The 15,115-nt window shown below is 58.4% G+C and carries 17 protein-coding genes and 2 pseudogenes; 12 read left to right on the plus strand and 7 right to left on the minus strand.

From position 1 onward, the window contains the following. From DK870_RS29710 to DK870_RS18025, 3 genes and pseudogenes are all read left to right on the plus strand, one after another. Positions 1 to 81 (plus strand): hypothetical protein (locus DK870_RS29710; RefSeq protein ID WP_223820096.1); only part of this gene is annotated, 81 nt, incomplete at its 5' end. 86 nt (positions 82 to 167) lie between these two features. Continuing rightward, positions 168 to 338: pseudogene (locus tag DK870_RS18020) on the plus strand (HNH endonuclease); the annotation flags it as partial. A gap of 69 nt (positions 339 to 407) precedes the next feature. Further along, positions 408 to 1,055 (plus strand): HAD-IB family hydrolase, encoded by a 648-nt coding sequence (locus DK870_RS18025; RefSeq protein ID WP_161549406.1) that lies wholly within the window; start codon positions 408 to 410, stop codon positions 1,053 to 1,055. A 28-nt stretch (positions 1,056 to 1,083) separates the two neighbouring features. Here DK870_RS18025 and DK870_RS18030 read toward each other — a convergent pair. The 3 genes and pseudogenes from DK870_RS18030 to DK870_RS18040 all read right to left on the minus strand — a co-directional run bounded on the left by DK870_RS18030 (position 1,084) and on the right by DK870_RS18040 (position 2,930). After that, a pseudogene (locus DK870_RS18030) lies at positions 1,084 to 1,477 on the minus strand (type II toxin-antitoxin system VapC family toxin). A gap of 3 nt (positions 1,478 to 1,480) precedes the next feature. Further along, positions 1,481 to 1,720, minus strand: coding sequence for a type II toxin-antitoxin system VapB family antitoxin (vapB, locus tag DK870_RS18035; protein WP_104994612.1), 240 nt, complete (start codon positions 1,718 to 1,720; stop codon positions 1,481 to 1,483). Positions 1,721 to 1,970: 250 nt separating this feature from the next. Then, a complete protein-coding gene (locus DK870_RS18040; RefSeq protein WP_161549310.1) occupies positions 1,971 to 2,930 on the minus strand; it encodes a LysR family transcriptional regulator in 960 nt (319 codons plus the stop codon). A 193-nt stretch (positions 2,931 to 3,123) separates the two neighbouring features. Here DK870_RS18040 and argH point away from each other — a divergent pair, with 193 nt between their 5' ends. The 9 genes from argH (at position 3,124) to DK870_RS18085 (ending at position 10,715) form a co-directional block, all read left to right on the plus strand. Then, positions 3,124 to 4,551 (plus strand): argininosuccinate lyase, encoded by a 1,428-nt coding sequence (argH, locus tag DK870_RS18045; RefSeq protein WP_161549311.1) that lies wholly within the window; start codon positions 3,124 to 3,126, stop codon positions 4,549 to 4,551. A gap of 238 nt (positions 4,552 to 4,789) precedes the next feature. Continuing rightward, complete coding sequence (locus tag DK870_RS18050) at positions 4,790 to 5,668, plus strand: amino acid ABC transporter permease (protein WP_060757244.1); 879 nt, start codon at positions 4,790 to 4,792, stop codon at positions 5,666 to 5,668. Positions 5,669 to 5,691: 23 nt separating this feature from the next. Next, on the plus strand, positions 5,692 to 6,456 hold the full coding sequence (locus DK870_RS18055; protein ID WP_060757243.1) for an amino acid ABC transporter ATP-binding protein: 765 nt from the start codon (positions 5,692 to 5,694) through the stop codon (positions 6,454 to 6,456). A gap of 25 nt (positions 6,457 to 6,481) precedes the next feature. Beyond that, positions 6,482 to 7,303, plus strand: a complete 822-nt coding sequence (locus tag DK870_RS18060) for an ABC transporter substrate-binding protein (protein ID WP_161549312.1) — start codon at positions 6,482 to 6,484, stop codon at positions 7,301 to 7,303. A 103-nt stretch (positions 7,304 to 7,406) separates the two neighbouring features. Further along, entirely contained in the window at positions 7,407 to 8,576 is a 1,170-nt protein-coding gene (locus DK870_RS18065; protein WP_090369034.1) for an MFS transporter, read from the plus strand. A gap of 54 nt (positions 8,577 to 8,630) precedes the next feature. Then, entirely contained in the window at positions 8,631 to 9,578 is a 948-nt protein-coding gene (locus DK870_RS18070) for a hypothetical protein (RefSeq protein WP_161549313.1), read from the plus strand. 93 nt (positions 9,579 to 9,671) lie between these two features. Continuing rightward, on the plus strand, positions 9,672 to 9,992 hold the full coding sequence (locus DK870_RS18075; RefSeq protein ID WP_161549314.1) for a helix-turn-helix transcriptional regulator: 321 nt from the start codon (positions 9,672 to 9,674) through the stop codon (positions 9,990 to 9,992). 47 nt (positions 9,993 to 10,039) lie between these two features. After that, complete coding sequence (locus DK870_RS18080) at positions 10,040 to 10,402, plus strand: type II toxin-antitoxin system RelE/ParE family toxin (protein ID WP_161549315.1); 363 nt, start codon at positions 10,040 to 10,042, stop codon at positions 10,400 to 10,402. Then, positions 10,377 to 10,715 carry a helix-turn-helix domain-containing protein gene (locus DK870_RS18085; RefSeq protein ID WP_161549316.1) on the plus strand — a complete coding sequence of 113 codons (339 nt, stop codon included), beginning with the start codon at positions 10,377 to 10,379 and terminating at the stop codon, positions 10,713 to 10,715. Before DK870_RS18080 ends, DK870_RS18085 begins: the two co-directional genes overlap by 26 nt. Here the strand turns inward: DK870_RS18085 and DK870_RS18090 are convergent. The 4 genes from DK870_RS18090 to DK870_RS18105 all read right to left on the minus strand — a co-directional run bounded on the left by DK870_RS18090 (position 10,685) and on the right by DK870_RS18105 (position 14,988). Beyond that, positions 10,685 to 11,266 carry an AAA family ATPase gene (locus DK870_RS18090; protein WP_161549317.1) on the minus strand — a complete coding sequence of 194 codons (582 nt, stop codon included), beginning with the start codon at positions 11,264 to 11,266 and terminating at the stop codon, positions 10,685 to 10,687. The two genes, DK870_RS18085 and DK870_RS18090, sit on opposite strands and share 31 nt — an antisense overlap. Before the next feature lie 153 nt (positions 11,267 to 11,419). Further along, a complete protein-coding gene (locus tag DK870_RS18095) occupies positions 11,420 to 12,937 on the minus strand; it encodes an amidase family protein (RefSeq protein ID WP_161549318.1) in 1,518 nt (505 codons plus the stop codon). Between the two features lie 114 nt (positions 12,938 to 13,051). Next, on the minus strand, positions 13,052 to 13,621 hold the full coding sequence (locus tag DK870_RS18100; RefSeq protein WP_235594064.1) for a hypothetical protein: 570 nt from the start codon (positions 13,619 to 13,621) through the stop codon (positions 13,052 to 13,054). Between the two features lie 308 nt (positions 13,622 to 13,929). Then, positions 13,930 to 14,988, minus strand: a complete 1,059-nt coding sequence (locus DK870_RS18105) for an MBL fold metallo-hydrolase (protein ID WP_161549319.1) — start codon at positions 14,986 to 14,988, stop codon at positions 13,930 to 13,932. Positions 14,989 to 15,115: the final 127 nt, after the last annotated feature.

Here is a 15,115-nt window from a genome sequence, read left to right on the forward strand (position 1 = left end):
ATGGACTTGAAGAAAGAGAAGAATTTCTTCGAGACTCGGGTGATCGAGTACCAGACCGGCGGCGCGCTGAGCTGGGACTGATTCTCCCGAAGCCAGGCAGTATCAAAAAGCCCTGACTCGTTCAGGGCTTTTTAATTTCTAGTGAACTCAAAGTTGGCGTTGAATCGCCATCTCTTGAAGCACATCACATCAAGCACCTCGCCCAGAAGGGTTCGGATCGCATCACCAATGCTGTAGCCTTATGCCCCAATTGCCATCAGCGTTGTCACCGGTCGAGTGATCGGGAGGCTTTTACCGAAGGGCTTTACGCCAAGATCGGAAGATTGGCACGGGAGTAGACTCCTGCTGTCACACCTGATGCACGCTTAAACATTTAGATAGGACCGAGGCCACCCGTGAACCCAGACATGCTCGAAGCCGGCCCCGCTGACGCCAAAGTACTTTCCGTCTTTGACTTCGACGGCACGCTGACCCACCACGACAGTTTTGTGCCCTTCCTCAAGTTCGCCTTTGGCCCCGGTGAGTTCTATGGCCGGATGGTCAAGCTGGCGGTGCCGGGGCTGCGCTTTTTGGTGCGGCAGATCAGCCGGGATGAGTTGAAGGCACAACTGATTCGCACCTTTATGACCGGGGTGGAGAAGGCGTGGGTTCAGCAGCAGGCCGAGGCGTATTGCCAGCGCTATTGGAGCAAGTTGATGCGCCCCAAGGGCTTGCAGTCGGTGGCCGATGAGGTGAACTCGGGGGCCGTGGTGACGCTGTGTTCTGCGTCGCCGGCGTTGGTGTTGCAGCCGTTTGCGAATCGGCTGGGGATCAAGTTGATTGGCACTGAGCTTGAGGTGGTTGATGGCGTATTGACCGGCAAGCTCACCGGGAATAACTGCCGCTGTGAGAACAAAGTGCTGCGGCTTGAGGCGGTGTATGGCGACCTGGGGGAATACCGGCTGCGGGCCTGGGGCGATACGCGCGGGGATCGGGAGTTGTTGGCAGCGGCGCAGGATGCGCATTTTCGGCATTTTCATGCGAAGAAGAAAAAGCGGGATCGGTTGCAGCGATGATGCGGGTGGGGTTGGCAGGAAGTCTGCACTAGACGCCTATCCAGTTTTCCACAATCAAGCCATTTACGCGCGTGAACTCATCTTCATTGTTAGTAACCAAGACCAAGCCTGAGCTTCTAGCGTGCCCGGCAATATGTAGGTCATTGACGCCGATAGGCGTGCCCTTTTTCTCCAGATCTGAACGTATCGAGCCGTAGTGAAAAGCGGCCTTGTCGTCGTAGCTAAAGACATTGAGCCGGGAAGAGAAGTCTTCCACGGCTCACGTATTTTTTTCTACGAACTGACTCTTTTCTGCGCCATGCATCAGCTCAGCAGGGTGATGAAAGAGAGATCACCATACGCCCAACATTGGCATTGAATTTTTCCAATATTTCGATCGGACGACGCTTGATGATGTAGATCACGATGTTGGTATCAAGCACGTACTAATCATCAAAAGACTCTCGTTCTTGCTGGGTTTGATCGGCACGTTCCTCCATGAAATCTTCAGATACCGATTCACTGGCAAGAAAAAAGCTGTCCCAAGTGTTTTCAACAGGCGAAATGATCAGCTCTCTTCCCACAGCACGGACCTCCACGGTCTTCACTCCCGCAGGAAAACGCATGTCGGCAGGGATGCGAATATTTTGCGTACGGTTGTTAGTAAAGACGGTTCCAGAAGACATAGAGAACACCTCTCTGGGTAAGGAAAGACTGGGAAGAATGATGATTCGAGAATGCTCTATTTCAAAGCTATCTGGCAAACATCCGAAGAATGCCAGCGTTATCGCACTAGCATGGGCTGCTACGAGTCGAGGCGATACGGGTTTATGGGCTCGACAGGGAAATCGCGTCGATCCCTTCGCAGCCTCGCTGGGGCTCGACAGCTCCCACATTTGATCTTTGCCAATCCGATGATTTGTGGTCGGCAGGTATTTATGTCGCGGCTTTCAGGTCTACGCCCAGGGCTGTGGCGAAGGCTTTTACCATGGGGCTGCGCGGTGCGTTGTGGCGCAGGATGAGGTTGAATGCCGTGCTCAGGTGGACCTGCTCCGAGCACAGTACGCGCAGGCGGCCTTCTCTCACTAGCGGCGTTGCGTAGTGTTCCGGCAGGAAGCCGAGGAAGCGGCCGGTAAGGATCAGGATGGCCACGGCTTCAACCTGGGAGGCCGAGGCTGACTGGCTGTCGTAGTTGACGAAGTTGGCCTTGTCGCGATGGATCGCATACCGATGGTTCACCACTTCGTATTGGCGCAAGACTTCGGGCGTGATATCGCTCGCATTGAAGAGTGGATGCCCTGTTGCGCAGTAGGCGTGGGCGTTTTCTTCGTACAGCGGGAAGTAGTCGAATTCCTCGCGGCGTTGGTAGACCGGGACGATGCCGGCAACCAGGCGCCCTTCCACTACGCCGCGCTCAACTTCATCCAGATGTGAGGCGTGCAGGCGTAATCGAATCTTGGGCGACTCACTATGTAATTTTCCCAGGGCCGCAATAAGCGGTGAATTAACGTCCGATACGGTGTTATCAATAACGCCCACACTAAGGTCACCGATCAGTTCATTTTGCGCTGAACTAAGCTTGTCGCGAAAACTGTCGACCGAGGTAAATAACTCGATGGAAGCTTGATACACCAACTTGCCTTCTTCGGTCAGCCCGAAGCCTTCCCTGCCCCGGGTGCACAGGCGCATGCCAATGCGGATTTCCAAGTCGGAAATCTGTTTGCTGATAGCTGCCAAGCCCACATTCAGCTCGTTTTGCGCGGCGCTGAAACCGCCGGCCTCGACCACAGCCATGAATACCCGCAGCAACTTGAAGTCCAGCCCGCTCAATTGCAGCGGCGGTCTTGCGCCGGGTTTGGGTGGCAGGTTTCCAGAAGTGGAAAGTGGGGTTTCCATAATACGCGTTGACCTCTAGTGCCATATTCAACAGGCTTGAACCCAATCCTTGAATATAGCCAGGCGGCGATAATGAACATAAACATCCGCCCTTGGCAACCTTGAATACGGCGCGTCAGACGCCGGTTCTACGCCGTTGGAAATTTATTTTTACTGCCTCCGACTCTTCTAAAAACAAGCGTGAGGAACCTCCATGTCCCAGCCCACCGACCGCCTTTGGGGCGCTCGTTTCAAGACCGGTCCGTCTGCGGCATTGGCCGCGTTGTCGCGTTGCCCTGAGCGCTATTTTCGCCTCACGCCCTATGACCTGGCCGGCTCCCGTGCCCATGCCCGTGAGTTGCAGCGCGCCGGTTTGCTGGATGAGTCGGAAACCTTGCGCACGCTGCAAGCCTTGGACGGCATCGGCGCAGATTTCGCCGCCGGCAACCTGCATCCAACCCTGGATGACGAGGACGTGCACACCTTCATCGAACGCGTACTGACCGAGCGCCTGGGCGCCCTGGGCGGCAAGCTGCGTGCCGGGCGCTCGCGTAACGATCAGACGGCCAATGATCTGCGCCTTTTCCTGCGCGACCATGTGCGCACCATCGCCACTCAAGTGCTGGCTTTGCAGCAGGCGCTGGTGCAACAGGCCGAGCAGCATGTACAGAGCATCTGCCCGGGCTTCACGCACTTGCAGCAGGCGCAACCGATTGTGTTCGCCCATCACTTGTTGGCCCACGCCCAGTCAATGCTGCGCGATGTGCAACGGTTGATCGATTGGGATGCGCGTACGGCGTTGTCGCCCCTCGGTGCAGCGGCCATGGCCGGTTCGGCGATTGCGCGTCAGCCGGAACAATCGGCCAAGGAAATGGGCTACACCGGGCCGTGCGAAAACTCTATCGACGCCGTAGCAAGCCGTGACCATGTGGCGGAGTTTCTGTTTGTGGCGGGCATGCTCGGGGTGAATATTTCGCGGCTGTCGGAGGAGTTTTGCCTGTGGTCTTCGCGCCAGTTCCGCTGGGTGGTCTTGGATGATGCCTACGCCACTGGCAGCTCGATCATGCCGCAGAAAAAGAACCCGGACATTGCCGAATTGGCGCGGGGCAAGGCCGGGCGATTGATTGGCAACCTGACCGGGTTGATGTCGACGCTCAAATCCTTGCCGCTGTCCTACAACCGCGATTTGAGTGAAGACAAACACAGTGTGCTCGACAGCGTCGACACCCTGCTGCTGGTGCTGCCGGCGCTGGCCGGTATGGTCGCGACCATGCAGGTGCAGGTGCAAGAGCTGCGGCGGCAGGCGCCGATGGGTTTCACCCTGGCGACGGAGGTGGCGGATTGGTTGGCCACGCGGGGTGTGCCGTTCAAGGAGGCGCATGAGATTACCGGCGCGTTGGTACAAGCCTGTGAGAAGCATGAGATTGAGTTGTGGGAAGCCTCGCCGGCGCTGCTGGCTGAGGTGGATGCGCGGTTGACGCCGCAGGTGCGCGACTGCCTGACACTGGAAGCGGCGATTGCGGCGCGCAATGGGTGGGGTGGGACGGCGCCGGAACGGGTTAAAGAGCAGATTGAGCGGTTGAAGGTATCGTTGGCCGCTCAACAAAAATGGGCTGACAGCTACACCGGATTTCGAATTTAACCCACACCTGTGACGATCGTTGACGATCGTTCCCATGCTCTGCGTGGGAATGCCGCCCCGGACGCTCTGCGTCCCGTTCATGCGCAAGGGTGACGCGGAGCGTCGCAGGATGCATTCCCACGCAGAGCGTGGGAACGATCAATCCTCGGTGTGTGGGCTAGCGCCTTCGCAGGCAAGCCAGCTCCCACATTTGGACCGAGTACAGCCGTTAGTGCGTTGTTAGTTTTGGAGTAGCACCATGAACCAAACCCCGGCAGAGCGCTTGGAAGCCGAGCGCAAGTTGTCCGAAAACCAGTTTGATATCACGCAGTACGAGCACGTGCCGCGTCGCTATTACGGGCGGATGTTTTTTGCCACCTTGATCGTGATTGTGCTGGTCGCGTTGTTGCGCGCCTTCGCCAATGGCCAGATCGAATGGTCCTACATCGGCCAGTTCCTCACGTCCGAGGCGATTCTGTGGGGCCTGGTGAATACCATCGTCATGTCGATCCTGGCGATGGCGCTGGGCGTAGTGATCGGGGTCATCACGGCGATCATGCGCATGTCGGCCAACCCGATCCTGCGCTACGTGGCCATCACTTACACCTGGCTGTTCCGGGGTACGCCGCTGATTCTGCAACTGCTGCTGTGGTTCAACCTGGCATTGATTTTCCCGGTGATCGCGATACCCGGCCTGTTCAGCATCGACACCGTCGACCTGATGACGCCCTTTGTGGCCGCCCTGCTCGGCCTCAGCATCAACCAGGGTGCCTATACCGCCGAGGTGGTGCGTGCCGGTTTGCTGTCGGTCGACACGGGCCAGTACGAAGCGGCCAAGTCCATCGGCATGCCGAGCTTGCAGGCCCTGCGTAGGGTGATTCTGCCGCAGGCCATGCGCGTGATCATTCCGCCTGTAGGCAACGAGTTCATCAGCATGGTGAAAATGACCAGCCTGGCCAGCGTCATCCAATACTCGGAGCTGCTGCACAACGCGCAAAACATCTACTACGCCAACGCGCGGGTCATGGAGCTGCTGATGGTGGCCGGCATCTGGTACCTGGCGGTGGTGACTGTTCTTTCATTTGGTCAAAGCCGCCTCGAGCGTCGTTTTGCCCGCGGCGCCGGCAAGCGTTCGTAAGCCTGGTTGAGGAGATTTGCCCCATGAGAAGCATCGTCAAGGCCGTCAACCTGAACAAGTATTACGACCAGTATCACGCGCTGCGTGACATCAACATCGAGGTCGAGCAAGGCGAGGTCATGTGCATCATCGGCCCATCGGGCTCGGGTAAAAGTACCCTGCTGCGCTGCGTCAACCAGCTGGAAAAAATCGACAAGGGCGGCCTGTGGGTCGACGGCGAGCTGGTCGGTTACCGCGTGGTCGGCAACAAGCTGCATGAGATGAATGAAGCGCAGATCGCCCGCCAACGCCTGGCGACGGGCATGGTGTTCCAGCGCTTCAATTTGTTCCCGCATATGACCGTGTTACAGAACATCATCGAAGGCCCGTGCCAGGTCCTCAAGCGTTCACCCAAGGAAGCCACCGAAGATGCGCTGGAGTTACTCGCGCGCGTGGGCCTGGCGGACAAACGCAATGCCTACCCGGTGGAGTTATCCGGCGGCCAGCAACAGCGTGTGGCGATTGCTCGTGCGCTGGCGATGCGCCCCAAGCTGATGTTGTTTGATGAGCCCACATCAGCTCTCGACCCGGAGTTGGTCGGTGAAGTGCTGTCGGTGATGCGCGACCTGGCGACCACCGGCATGACCATGATCGTGGTCACCCATGAGTTGGGCTTTGCCCGCGAAGTCTCCAACCGCATGGTGTTTATGGACGCCGGCCAGATTGTGGAAGCCGGCAGCCCCGAAGACATTCTAATAAGCCCACAAAACCCGCGTACCCAAAGCTTTATTTCTGCCGTTCGCACTTAACTAGAAAACTAACGAGAACGCCTCCATGAAAAAATTGTTTATCCCCACCTTGCTCGCGGGCCTGATGGCCTCCACTGCAGTTTTCGCGGCATTGCCGGCGGCAATCAAGGAGAAAGGCGAGATCAGCGCGGCCATCGTGCCGAACTACCCGCCAATGGATTTCAAGGACCCGGCCACCAACCAGATCACCGGCCTGGACTTTGACCTGGGCAACGCCCTGGGCGAACGCCTGGGTGTGAAGATCAAATGGCAGGAAACCGCCTTCGAGCAAATGCTCAGCGGCCTGACCACCAAACGCGTGGACATCGTGCTGTCGGGCATGAGCGATACCGCCGAACGCCAGAAGTCAGTGACCTTTATCGACTACTTCACCAGCGGCCCGCAGCTGTACACCCTGGCCAAGCGTGAAGACCTCAAGGAATTGACTGACCTGTGCGGTAAAAAAGTCGGCACTAGCCGCCGTACCACCTGGCCGTCGGAAATTGCCGCGTGGAGCAAGCAAAACTGCGAAGCGGCGGGTAAGCCGGCAATCGTGGTGATCGGCACCGAAGGCTCGGCGGATGCACGGGCGCAGTTGCAGCAGAACCGCCTGGATGCGGCCATGCAGGGCAGCGAGACGATTCCTTATCTGATGTCGTTGGATAAAGGTAAATACAAGCCGGTGGGGCTGGCGATTTCCAAGCAGTTCACCGGGCTGGGCATCGAGAAGAGCAATACCGAGCTGGTCAGCGCGATCAGTGCAGCGCTGCAGGGCATGATCGATGACGGGACCTACGGCAAGATCCTGAAGAAGTGGGACCTGGAGCAAGGTGCGGTAGAAAAAATCAGCATCAACGCCGGGCAGTAACCCGGCCTGACTGTGGGAGCGGGCTTGCTCGCTCCCACAGGCGGTCTGTTTTCCCATTCGACCGGTGTTGTCTCAAAGCAATAACAAGGACGCTCGCCCCACCGTGCCCACCTACTCTTTGGTAATCCGTCGCCTGATGATTTGCTCGGTGACCATCGTGGTCAGCCGTGCCATGACCAGCCCGTTGCTGGCGCTGCTGTTGAGCACCCGGCTGGGCCTCAACCAGCAAGACATCGGCCTGCTGATGGGCATTGCCGTGTTTACCGCCACGTTGCTCGGCCTGTACGGCGGCTACATCATCGACCGCCTGGAAAAGCGCAAGCTGTTGATCCTGGCCATGCTGTCCAGCTCCATCGGTTTTCTTTTGCTGACCTTTGCCAGCAATCTCTACCTCACCACCTTGACACTTGTGATCACCGAGGCGGCGTCGGCGCTGTTCCTGATCGGCTCCAAAGCCATCATCAGCGAGAACCTGCCGGTGGCGGAGCGCGCCAAGGTATTTTCGCTGCGCTACACCCTGACCAACGTTGGCTACGCCACGGGCCCGATGCTTGGTGTGGTGATTGCCGGTCACATGCAACTGGCGCCCTTTCTGATCGCCAGTGCCATTGCGTTTGGCAGCCTGTTCCTGATGATCGGCATCCCGCCGACGCAACAGGATGACAGCAACAAGCCCTTGAGTTTTCTCACGACCCTGCGCACGTTACGCAGCGACCGCACGCTGATCCTGTTCACCGGCGGTAGCTTGTTGAGCACCATTGTCCACGGGCGCTATACGTTGTATCTGTCGCAATTTCTGCTGGTGGCCTACAAGCCTGCCGACGCGTTGAAGATTCTGTCTGCGGTGCTGGCCTGCAACGCTATCACCGTGATTCTGATGCAGTACCAGATCGGCCGCTTTCTCAAACGCGAACAACTGCGCTACTGGATCGTGCTGGGCACCTTGCTGTTCATCGTCGGGCTGGTTGGTTTCAGCCTGGCAGACAGCCTGCTCACCTGGTGCCTGGCGATGTTTGTGTTCACCTTGGGCGAGATGATCATCTACCCGTCGGAATTTCTGTTTATCGATACCATCGCCCCCGATGCGCTGCGCGGCAGTTACTACGGTGCGCAAAACCTGGCCGCGTTCGGCGGGGCAATGAGCCCGGTCATCTGTGGGTATTTATTGATCAACGCCGCCCCTACCAGCATGTTCTATGCCCTCGGCGCACTGACTGCGATCGGGGGCACCTTGTGCTTCTTGAGTGGGCGACGGGTAGCAGGTTCTTGCTGATATTTGTGCTGGATCCCGCTATTAATAGCGAAATATCTCACGGACCCGAGCCCCATGAAATTCGACACGGCCTACAGCCTGAGTCTCGATGACAAGCTGTCGATCTACGATGTAAGAGACCTGAATTTCGACGAAACCGCTGACTTCGACTCCGACAAGGATCGCTTCCTGTGCCCCAACGATGAATGCCGTGGGGCATTCGACACGGGGAATGCGCTGAGTACCTTCAACGCCAAAAACGTCAATTATCAGCGCACACCGCACTTCAAGAACAAGACCAGCACCCGGCATATCGACGGCTGCCGCTATGCCAGCACCCACAAGCCGGCGACGGGTGAACACGACGACGAGCGAGAGGACAACTTCCCATCGGAGTTTGTACTGACGCGGCGTCAGTACGAACGCAAGAAACCGCTGGCGGGCACTGAGGGAAACCTTGCGCAAGACTCAACACAGCCATCGCCAACCCGGCCCGGTGCGCTCGTCGGCACCACCGATGCCGCACCGGACAAAACCAGCGTCTTCGCCCACCCGGTGGAATGTTATGTGTCGAATATCGACGACAAGGACAAGCTCAAGCGCATGCCGTTGAAGATCGGCGATCACACGGCAACCTACTGGACGTTTTTCAAGAAAATCGAATACCTGCAAGACAACAAGGGCCTGATCTACTGGGGCAGGATCAAGGCGATCAAGGACTACACCAGCAGCTTTCGCATCGACTTCGAAAAGAAAGTGTGGCTCGACAAGAAGCCCTACTCGGTCAACGTCTACCTGAGCAAAAAACTCATCGAGAACTACCGCAAGCGCAAAGCGTTCCTGGAGCAGATCAAGGCGGCAGTGGACAGTGAGCAGGCGTTGTATTGCTTCTTCTACGGGGTGACGCCGACGCTCAAACAGGTGCCCAGCAAGAAGAACCCCGAACAGACGTTCGGGGTGTTCAGCGCGAATATCGAAAACCTGGATCACCTGATCATTCGGGAGGCGCCAGGGGTGGAATAGTGGGTTGTCCAGAATCCAGTTGATGAGCGGTCAAAACAACTGTACAAAAACACAGTATAGTTTGCCTTCCCCCGTCGAACCTGGAGAAACCCCATGTCCTCTCTGGCAATGAGCTCTTTCGTAGAACAGCAGATCGTCCTGCACCAATTCACCGCCAAACACAGCGTGCAGGCCCGCGCCATGCTGGGCTGGAGCCAGGAACAACTGGCCCGCCTGGCAGGTGTGACGGTGCAGGCGCTTCAACAGTTTGAAAGCCAGGGCGACGTGGGTGATGACACCCGCCTGGCATTGGCGTTTCGCCTGGAGGCCGAAGGGTTGGTGTTCTTCCCGGGGTTTGCGCCGGGTTGGGGGATGAGTGTGCGGGGCGGTACGCCTCAGCCAACGCTCCAGGTCGTTCATGAGACAGCAGAGTAAATTTTTTACCTGCACTGCCACTTATCCCTATTTAGGTATAACCTCTCATGAGCTCATGGAAGCCACTGCTGTGGGTGGGCGCCAGCAAAAAAGACCTTCAGTTGATGCCGGGTTCAGTTCAAGACATTTTCGGTTTTGCACTGCATCTTGCTCAAGAAGGTGGAAGGCATTCACAAACAAAAGCATTGAAAGGATTTGGAGGTAACGCAGTACTGGAGATCATCGAGGATTTCGACGGCAACACTTATCGAGGGGTGTACACCGTTCGGTTTGGCTCCGCTGTTTATGTCCTCCATTGTTTTCAGAAAAAATCCACAAAAGGCATTGCAACCCCGCAGCACGACATACAACTGATCAAACAGCGACTCAAGGCGGCGCAGGATCATGCACAAGCATCACGAAACCATTGAGATCGAAGAAGGCAGCGGCAATGTCTATGAGGATATTGGTCAGCCCAACGCTGCCGAAATGCAGGTCAAGGCGCAGCTCGCAGCCAAAATCGGCGAGATCCTCAAGGCACGTAATCTCACTCAAACCCAGGCTTCAGTGATTCTCGGGTTGTCACAACCCAAAGTGTCGGAAATGCTTCGTGGAAAATTCCGAGGCATCAGTGAGGCCAAGATGTTGGAATGCTTGTCGCTGCTAGGGCGCGATGTGCAAATTGTCATCAGCACCGCTCCCGCGTCGCGTGTTCAGGGTCGAATTGAAGTGCTATTTGCTTGAGCACTGGTTTCACGCAACCTTTCAAGCAATTGCCCCACCAACGCCTCAACCGAATGGTGCCTGACATCCAACCGGATCACCGGGCAGCTCAGCGCCTTCAACCAGGTCTCATGCCGACGCAGGCTGCGTAGGCTGTGGTTGCCGTCGTCGTAACGGGCGGCCAGGGCGAGGAAGGCGAGACTGTTGGCGTGGCGGTTGCCGCCCTCCAGCACTTCATCGCCATAGCGTTGCATTTCTCGCAGGCGCAATCGATGCAGGCGGGTTTCGGTGTCCAGACGCAGAAACACCACGTGGGTGAACTGCGGGAGCATCGGGTCGCCCCAACCGCACAGCGAACCTGACAGCACCCAGCTTTGCAGGCCCGCCGTCTGCTCTTGCAGCAGGCGGATGCGTTCATCCCGGGGCCGGGCAACGGTAAAAGGGTCGGGGGTTTGCTGCCAATAGAAGAAATCCGAATCGAAGTAGGCAACCCCCAGGCGTTCGGCCATGGCCTTGCCCAGGGTCGTGGTGCCGGCACCCGCAGCGCCGAGGATGTGAATTCTGTAGGCCATGGTGTTCTTTCCTCGGCACTGAGTCTGACCGTCGATACGCCAAACCTTAAATTGCAACTGCCCGGCGCATCATTGAGGCAAAAACCAGCATGCCTGCGAACGTGCGCGCCTGGCCCTGGGCCCTAGGCTGCCACACCACAGCCCGGCAGCACGCTACGAGTTGGCAAGTGCATGCGGGGTCGAAAGCTTCGGCTTGATGGCGGCCTGGGCACCCTGCTCATAGCCATACGCCACGGCCAGCAGTTGAGCTTCGGAGCCGGCGGGGCCAAAAAAGTAGGCGCTGCCAGGCAGGCCGTCCTCGGTCGCGCCCGAGGGGACCGTGATTCCCGGGTAGCCAGCAGCTGCAACGCCAAAGTAGCTGTTGCTGTCGAAATCCGACACGATGGCATCCAGATTATCCTCTTTGATGGGCTCATCCACCGTACCGCGAAAATCCCGGAGAAGCTCATCCCAGGCTGCCTGGCGTTGTTCCGGTGTGAGGGTGGATGCGTCGATCTCTTTGAGGACAGGCTGGTGATCGGCCTGTGTCCCCTCACGCGCATCGTTGAATCTGATCAGCTCTTTGAGCGACTTGACCGGCAGTCCCTCTCGCTTGGCCAAATAGCCGTTCAATTCTTCCTTCACATCGCCAAGCAGCAGTTCGTCGTAGCGTGAAGCATCGGCCAGGCGCATGTTGATCGGAACCAGAATCGCACCTTGTTTGCGCAGTACTTCCAGTGTCTGGTTGAACTGTTCGCTGTTAACCACCGGCAGGGTTGTAGCGCCGTCCGAAAACGTCGTGGGGTAACCGATACGCTTGCCGAGCAAGGCGCCTGGCACCAGTTGTCGGGTGTAATCGACAGCCTGCGCCCCGGCAGGAGCCTGGGGGTCGTTGGTCATGGCGTTGAGCATCAGCGCGGCATCCAAAACCGAACGGGTCATCGGCCCCGGCGTGTCCTGCCGCCGGCTGGCAGGCATGATCCCCTCGCGATTCAACAAACCGACGCTGGGCTTGAGGCCAACCACACCATTGAGCGCCGCCGGCACGATGATCGAACCGTTGGTCTCGGTCCCCACTGCCAGGGGGGCCAGCCCAGCCGCGACCGCCGCAGCCGAGCCGGAGCTGGAGCCGCCCACGTCCGCGTCCGCACCATGCGGGTTGCGGGTTTGGCCGCCGCGGCTGCTGTAGCCATCGGGGCCGCCACGAAAACCCGCCATTTCAGTCAGGTTGGTGGTCCCCAGAATCACCGCGCCCTGCTCGATCAGGCGCTGAACGATGGGGGCGCTCTTGCTGACGGGAGCCCCGACAAGTCCCCATGCCGCTGCACTGGCTTGCATGCCTTCAACTTCCACGGTGTCCTTGACCAGAATGGGAATGCCATGCAACGGCCCCCGCACCTTGCCGCTGGCGCGTTCGCGGTCCAGCTCGCGGGCCGCTTCCAGGGCCTTGGGGTTTAGCTCAATCACCGAGTTCAACGCAGGGTCCAGCATGCGGATACGCGCTTGCAGGTAACCGACCAAATCTGCCGCAGTGAACGCCCCGAGCCTGCCCATTTGCTCGCCCAGTTGCTGAACCGTGGCGTACTCCGTTCCGGGCGGAACAGGGTTCGCCGCCGTCTTGGACTTTTGCGCGGCTACAAACGGCGCAGCGTGACTGACAAACACATTCAGACCATGGCCAATTCCAAACATGAATCATCTCCAGGGAAGGGTAAGAAATAACAACGAATCAACGTTGATCCGTACGTCAGTCTAAAAACATCCCTCCTTCCCAGCAGCGAGACCCAGCCCGTTCACAGCGTGGGATTACTCAACACCAGCGGTAGTTTGCGCCCTGCCCGCCGCGAGGCAAGCGACCTTATTTTTGTAGCCCTGCACCAATGCCATCAGCGAATCCCGTGCCCGGCGCGAGCCGTAGAAGTACAGCGTGCCCCCACCTTCGAGCGGTGCCTCCAGGCGTGGATAGCCGCTCCCGCAAGCACCATGAAAGGCCGCGCTGCTGCCATCAGACACCAGGGCATCAAGACGATATGCCAACGTGAGGTCGTCGATTTCATTACGGGTATGCGCGCAAAACCTGGCCGTGTCATCCATGCGTTGTGCGGCCACCGGCACCAACTGCACAGCGGTCTGACGCAGGGTGTCCAGTGCACACAGGAAGGCGACACTGTGCTCAATCGGTTCGTGATCACTACTACGGACATAGCGGTCGGCAAAGCCTACACGCCACCCCGCCAGTGATTGCGCGGTGGCGAACGAGCTGTTGTTCCGCACCAGCGGCACCGCCACCATCACCGGCGTCTCGGGCTCGACGCCACTCAAGGCGATCAGTGATAACGAAGGGTCACGCACGGGTTTGATGGAAGACCCCGGCACGCTGTATCCGGGGATGAGCACACCGATTGGCGCATGGGGGTGGGAGTCGGTATCGAAAGCAATACCGCGGGGGCTCGCACTGTCGGCAGGAGCGTTGGACGCTGTAGCGGGCGGTGCACAGGGTTCTGCGAACGCTGGCAACAGTTGCCCAGGCCGGCAAGGCGAAGCCTGCGGCCAGATTTTCCTACACTTGTCTTCCATCAGAATTACCCCCGAAGCATGATGTTTCGGGGATCATCGCACCCTCTTCCTGCCGCTGTCGCAGCGCTGAAACACGCTGAAAAATCCTTTTTCGGTTACCTCGGTGTTCAGCTCACGAGCGGCTCTTGCGTGCCTTGGGTTTCCACGTCCAGCCACCATGCATGCCCACGCTCCGGCTGGTTCAGATTGAACATCTGTCCCATCGCCGGCGTGGTGATCGACACACTGCGCTCCCACGCCAGGGCCATGATGCGATCGAAGGGCTCGTGCCACGCATGGAATGCCAGGTCAAAGGTGCCATTGTGGATGGGCAGCAGCCAACGGCCCTTGAGGTCGATATGCGCTTGCAGGGTTTGCTCCGGCTGCATGTGCACGTGGGGCCAGTCGACGTTGTAGGCGCCGGTTTCCATCAGCGTCAGGTCGAACGGACCGTACTGCTCGCCGATACGTTTGAGACCGTCGAAATAGCCGGTATCGCCGCTGAAAAAGATCCGCCGCGGGCCATCGATCATCACCCAGGAACACCACAGCGTCTGGTTGGCATCGAACAGGCCGCGCCCGGAAAAATGTTGCGCAGGGGTGGCGACAAAACGTATGCCCTCCACCTCGGTGCCCTGCCACCAATCCAACTGACGCACTTTGCTGGTGTCGACGCCCCATTTGATCAGGATGTCCCCCACGCCCAATGGCGCGAGAAAGTATCGCGTCTTGTCGGCCAGTTGCACGACCGCCTTGCGGTCAAGGTGGTCGTAGTGATTGTGGGAAAGAATCACCGCCTCCAATGGCGGCAGCTCTTCGAGACTGATAGGTGGCTGGTGGAACCGCTTGGGGCCGGCCCAACTGAACGGTGAGGCGCGCTCGGCAAACACCGGGTCGGTTAGCCAGAACTTACCGCGCATTTTCAGCAGCACGGTGGAATGCCCCAGGCGGAACACGCTGTGGTCCGGGGCGGCCAACAATTGCTCGCGGGTCAGCGGTTGCACCGGGATCGCGCCTACCGGGCGCGTGCTGCGCGGTTTGTTGAACAGCATGTTCCAGAAAATACGCAACGTCTTGCCAAAACCACCGTGCTGTACCGGGGCGTCGTTGCTGAAGTGTCCCTGGTCCTGCTCGGCAGGTTTGAGCGCTGCCGGCGCCGGGTCGAGTCGGGTTGAGAGGGTGGCCATTGCAGAGTGACTCCTGGGGGTCCGCGCATAAATTACACTGCGCGGCAAACTTACACTGCACAGTGTAGTTTCTACATTGCAACAAATCTCGGAGCAAGTAAACTACCCAGTGTAATTTTCCTTTCAG

It is taken from the genome of Pseudomonas sp. Q1, assembly GCF_009935975.1.
GTDB lineage: Bacteria > Pseudomonadota > Gammaproteobacteria > Pseudomonadales > Pseudomonadaceae > Aquipseudomonas > Aquipseudomonas palleroniana.

Excerpts from the sequence above, each read along its gene's own strand:
- DK870_RS18105 (WP_161549319.1), bottom strand. The coding sequence starts at position 14,988 with ATGGCCACCCTCTCAACCCGACTCGACCCGGCGCCGGCAGCGCTCAAA.
- DK870_RS18050 (WP_060757244.1), top strand. The coding sequence starts at position 4,790 with ATGAACCAAACCCCGGCAGAGCGCTTGGAAGCCGAGCGCAAGTTGTCC.
- DK870_RS18070 (WP_161549313.1), top strand. The coding sequence starts at position 8,631 with ATGAAATTCGACACGGCCTACAGCCTGAGTCTCGATGACAAGCTGTCG.
- DK870_RS18025 (WP_161549406.1), top strand. The coding sequence starts at position 408 with ATGCTCGAAGCCGGCCCCGCTGACGCCAAAGTACTTTCCGTCTTTGAC.
- DK870_RS18055 (WP_060757243.1), top strand. The coding sequence starts at position 5,692 with ATGAGAAGCATCGTCAAGGCCGTCAACCTGAACAAGTATTACGACCAG.
- DK870_RS18080 (WP_161549315.1), top strand. The coding sequence starts at position 10,040 with ATGAGCTCATGGAAGCCACTGCTGTGGGTGGGCGCCAGCAAAAAAGAC.
- vapB (WP_104994612.1), bottom strand. The coding sequence starts at position 1,720 with ATGTCTTCTGGAACCGTCTTTACTAACAACCGTACGCAAAATATTCGC.
- DK870_RS18095 (WP_161549318.1), bottom strand. The coding sequence starts at position 12,937 with ATGTTTGGAATTGGCCATGGTCTGAATGTGTTTGTCAGTCACGCTGCG.
- DK870_RS18075 (WP_161549314.1), top strand. The coding sequence starts at position 9,672 with ATGTCCTCTCTGGCAATGAGCTCTTTCGTAGAACAGCAGATCGTCCTG.
- DK870_RS18040 (WP_161549310.1), bottom strand. The coding sequence starts at position 2,930 with ATGGAAACCCCACTTTCCACTTCTGGAAACCTGCCACCCAAACCCGGC.
- argH (WP_161549311.1), top strand. The coding sequence starts at position 3,124 with ATGTCCCAGCCCACCGACCGCCTTTGGGGCGCTCGTTTCAAGACCGGT.
- DK870_RS18090 (WP_161549317.1), bottom strand. The coding sequence starts at position 11,266 with ATGGCCTACAGAATTCACATCCTCGGCGCTGCGGGTGCCGGCACCACG.
- DK870_RS18085 (WP_161549316.1), top strand. The coding sequence starts at position 10,377 with ATGCACAAGCATCACGAAACCATTGAGATCGAAGAAGGCAGCGGCAAT.
- DK870_RS18060 (WP_161549312.1), top strand. The coding sequence starts at position 6,482 with ATGAAAAAATTGTTTATCCCCACCTTGCTCGCGGGCCTGATGGCCTCC.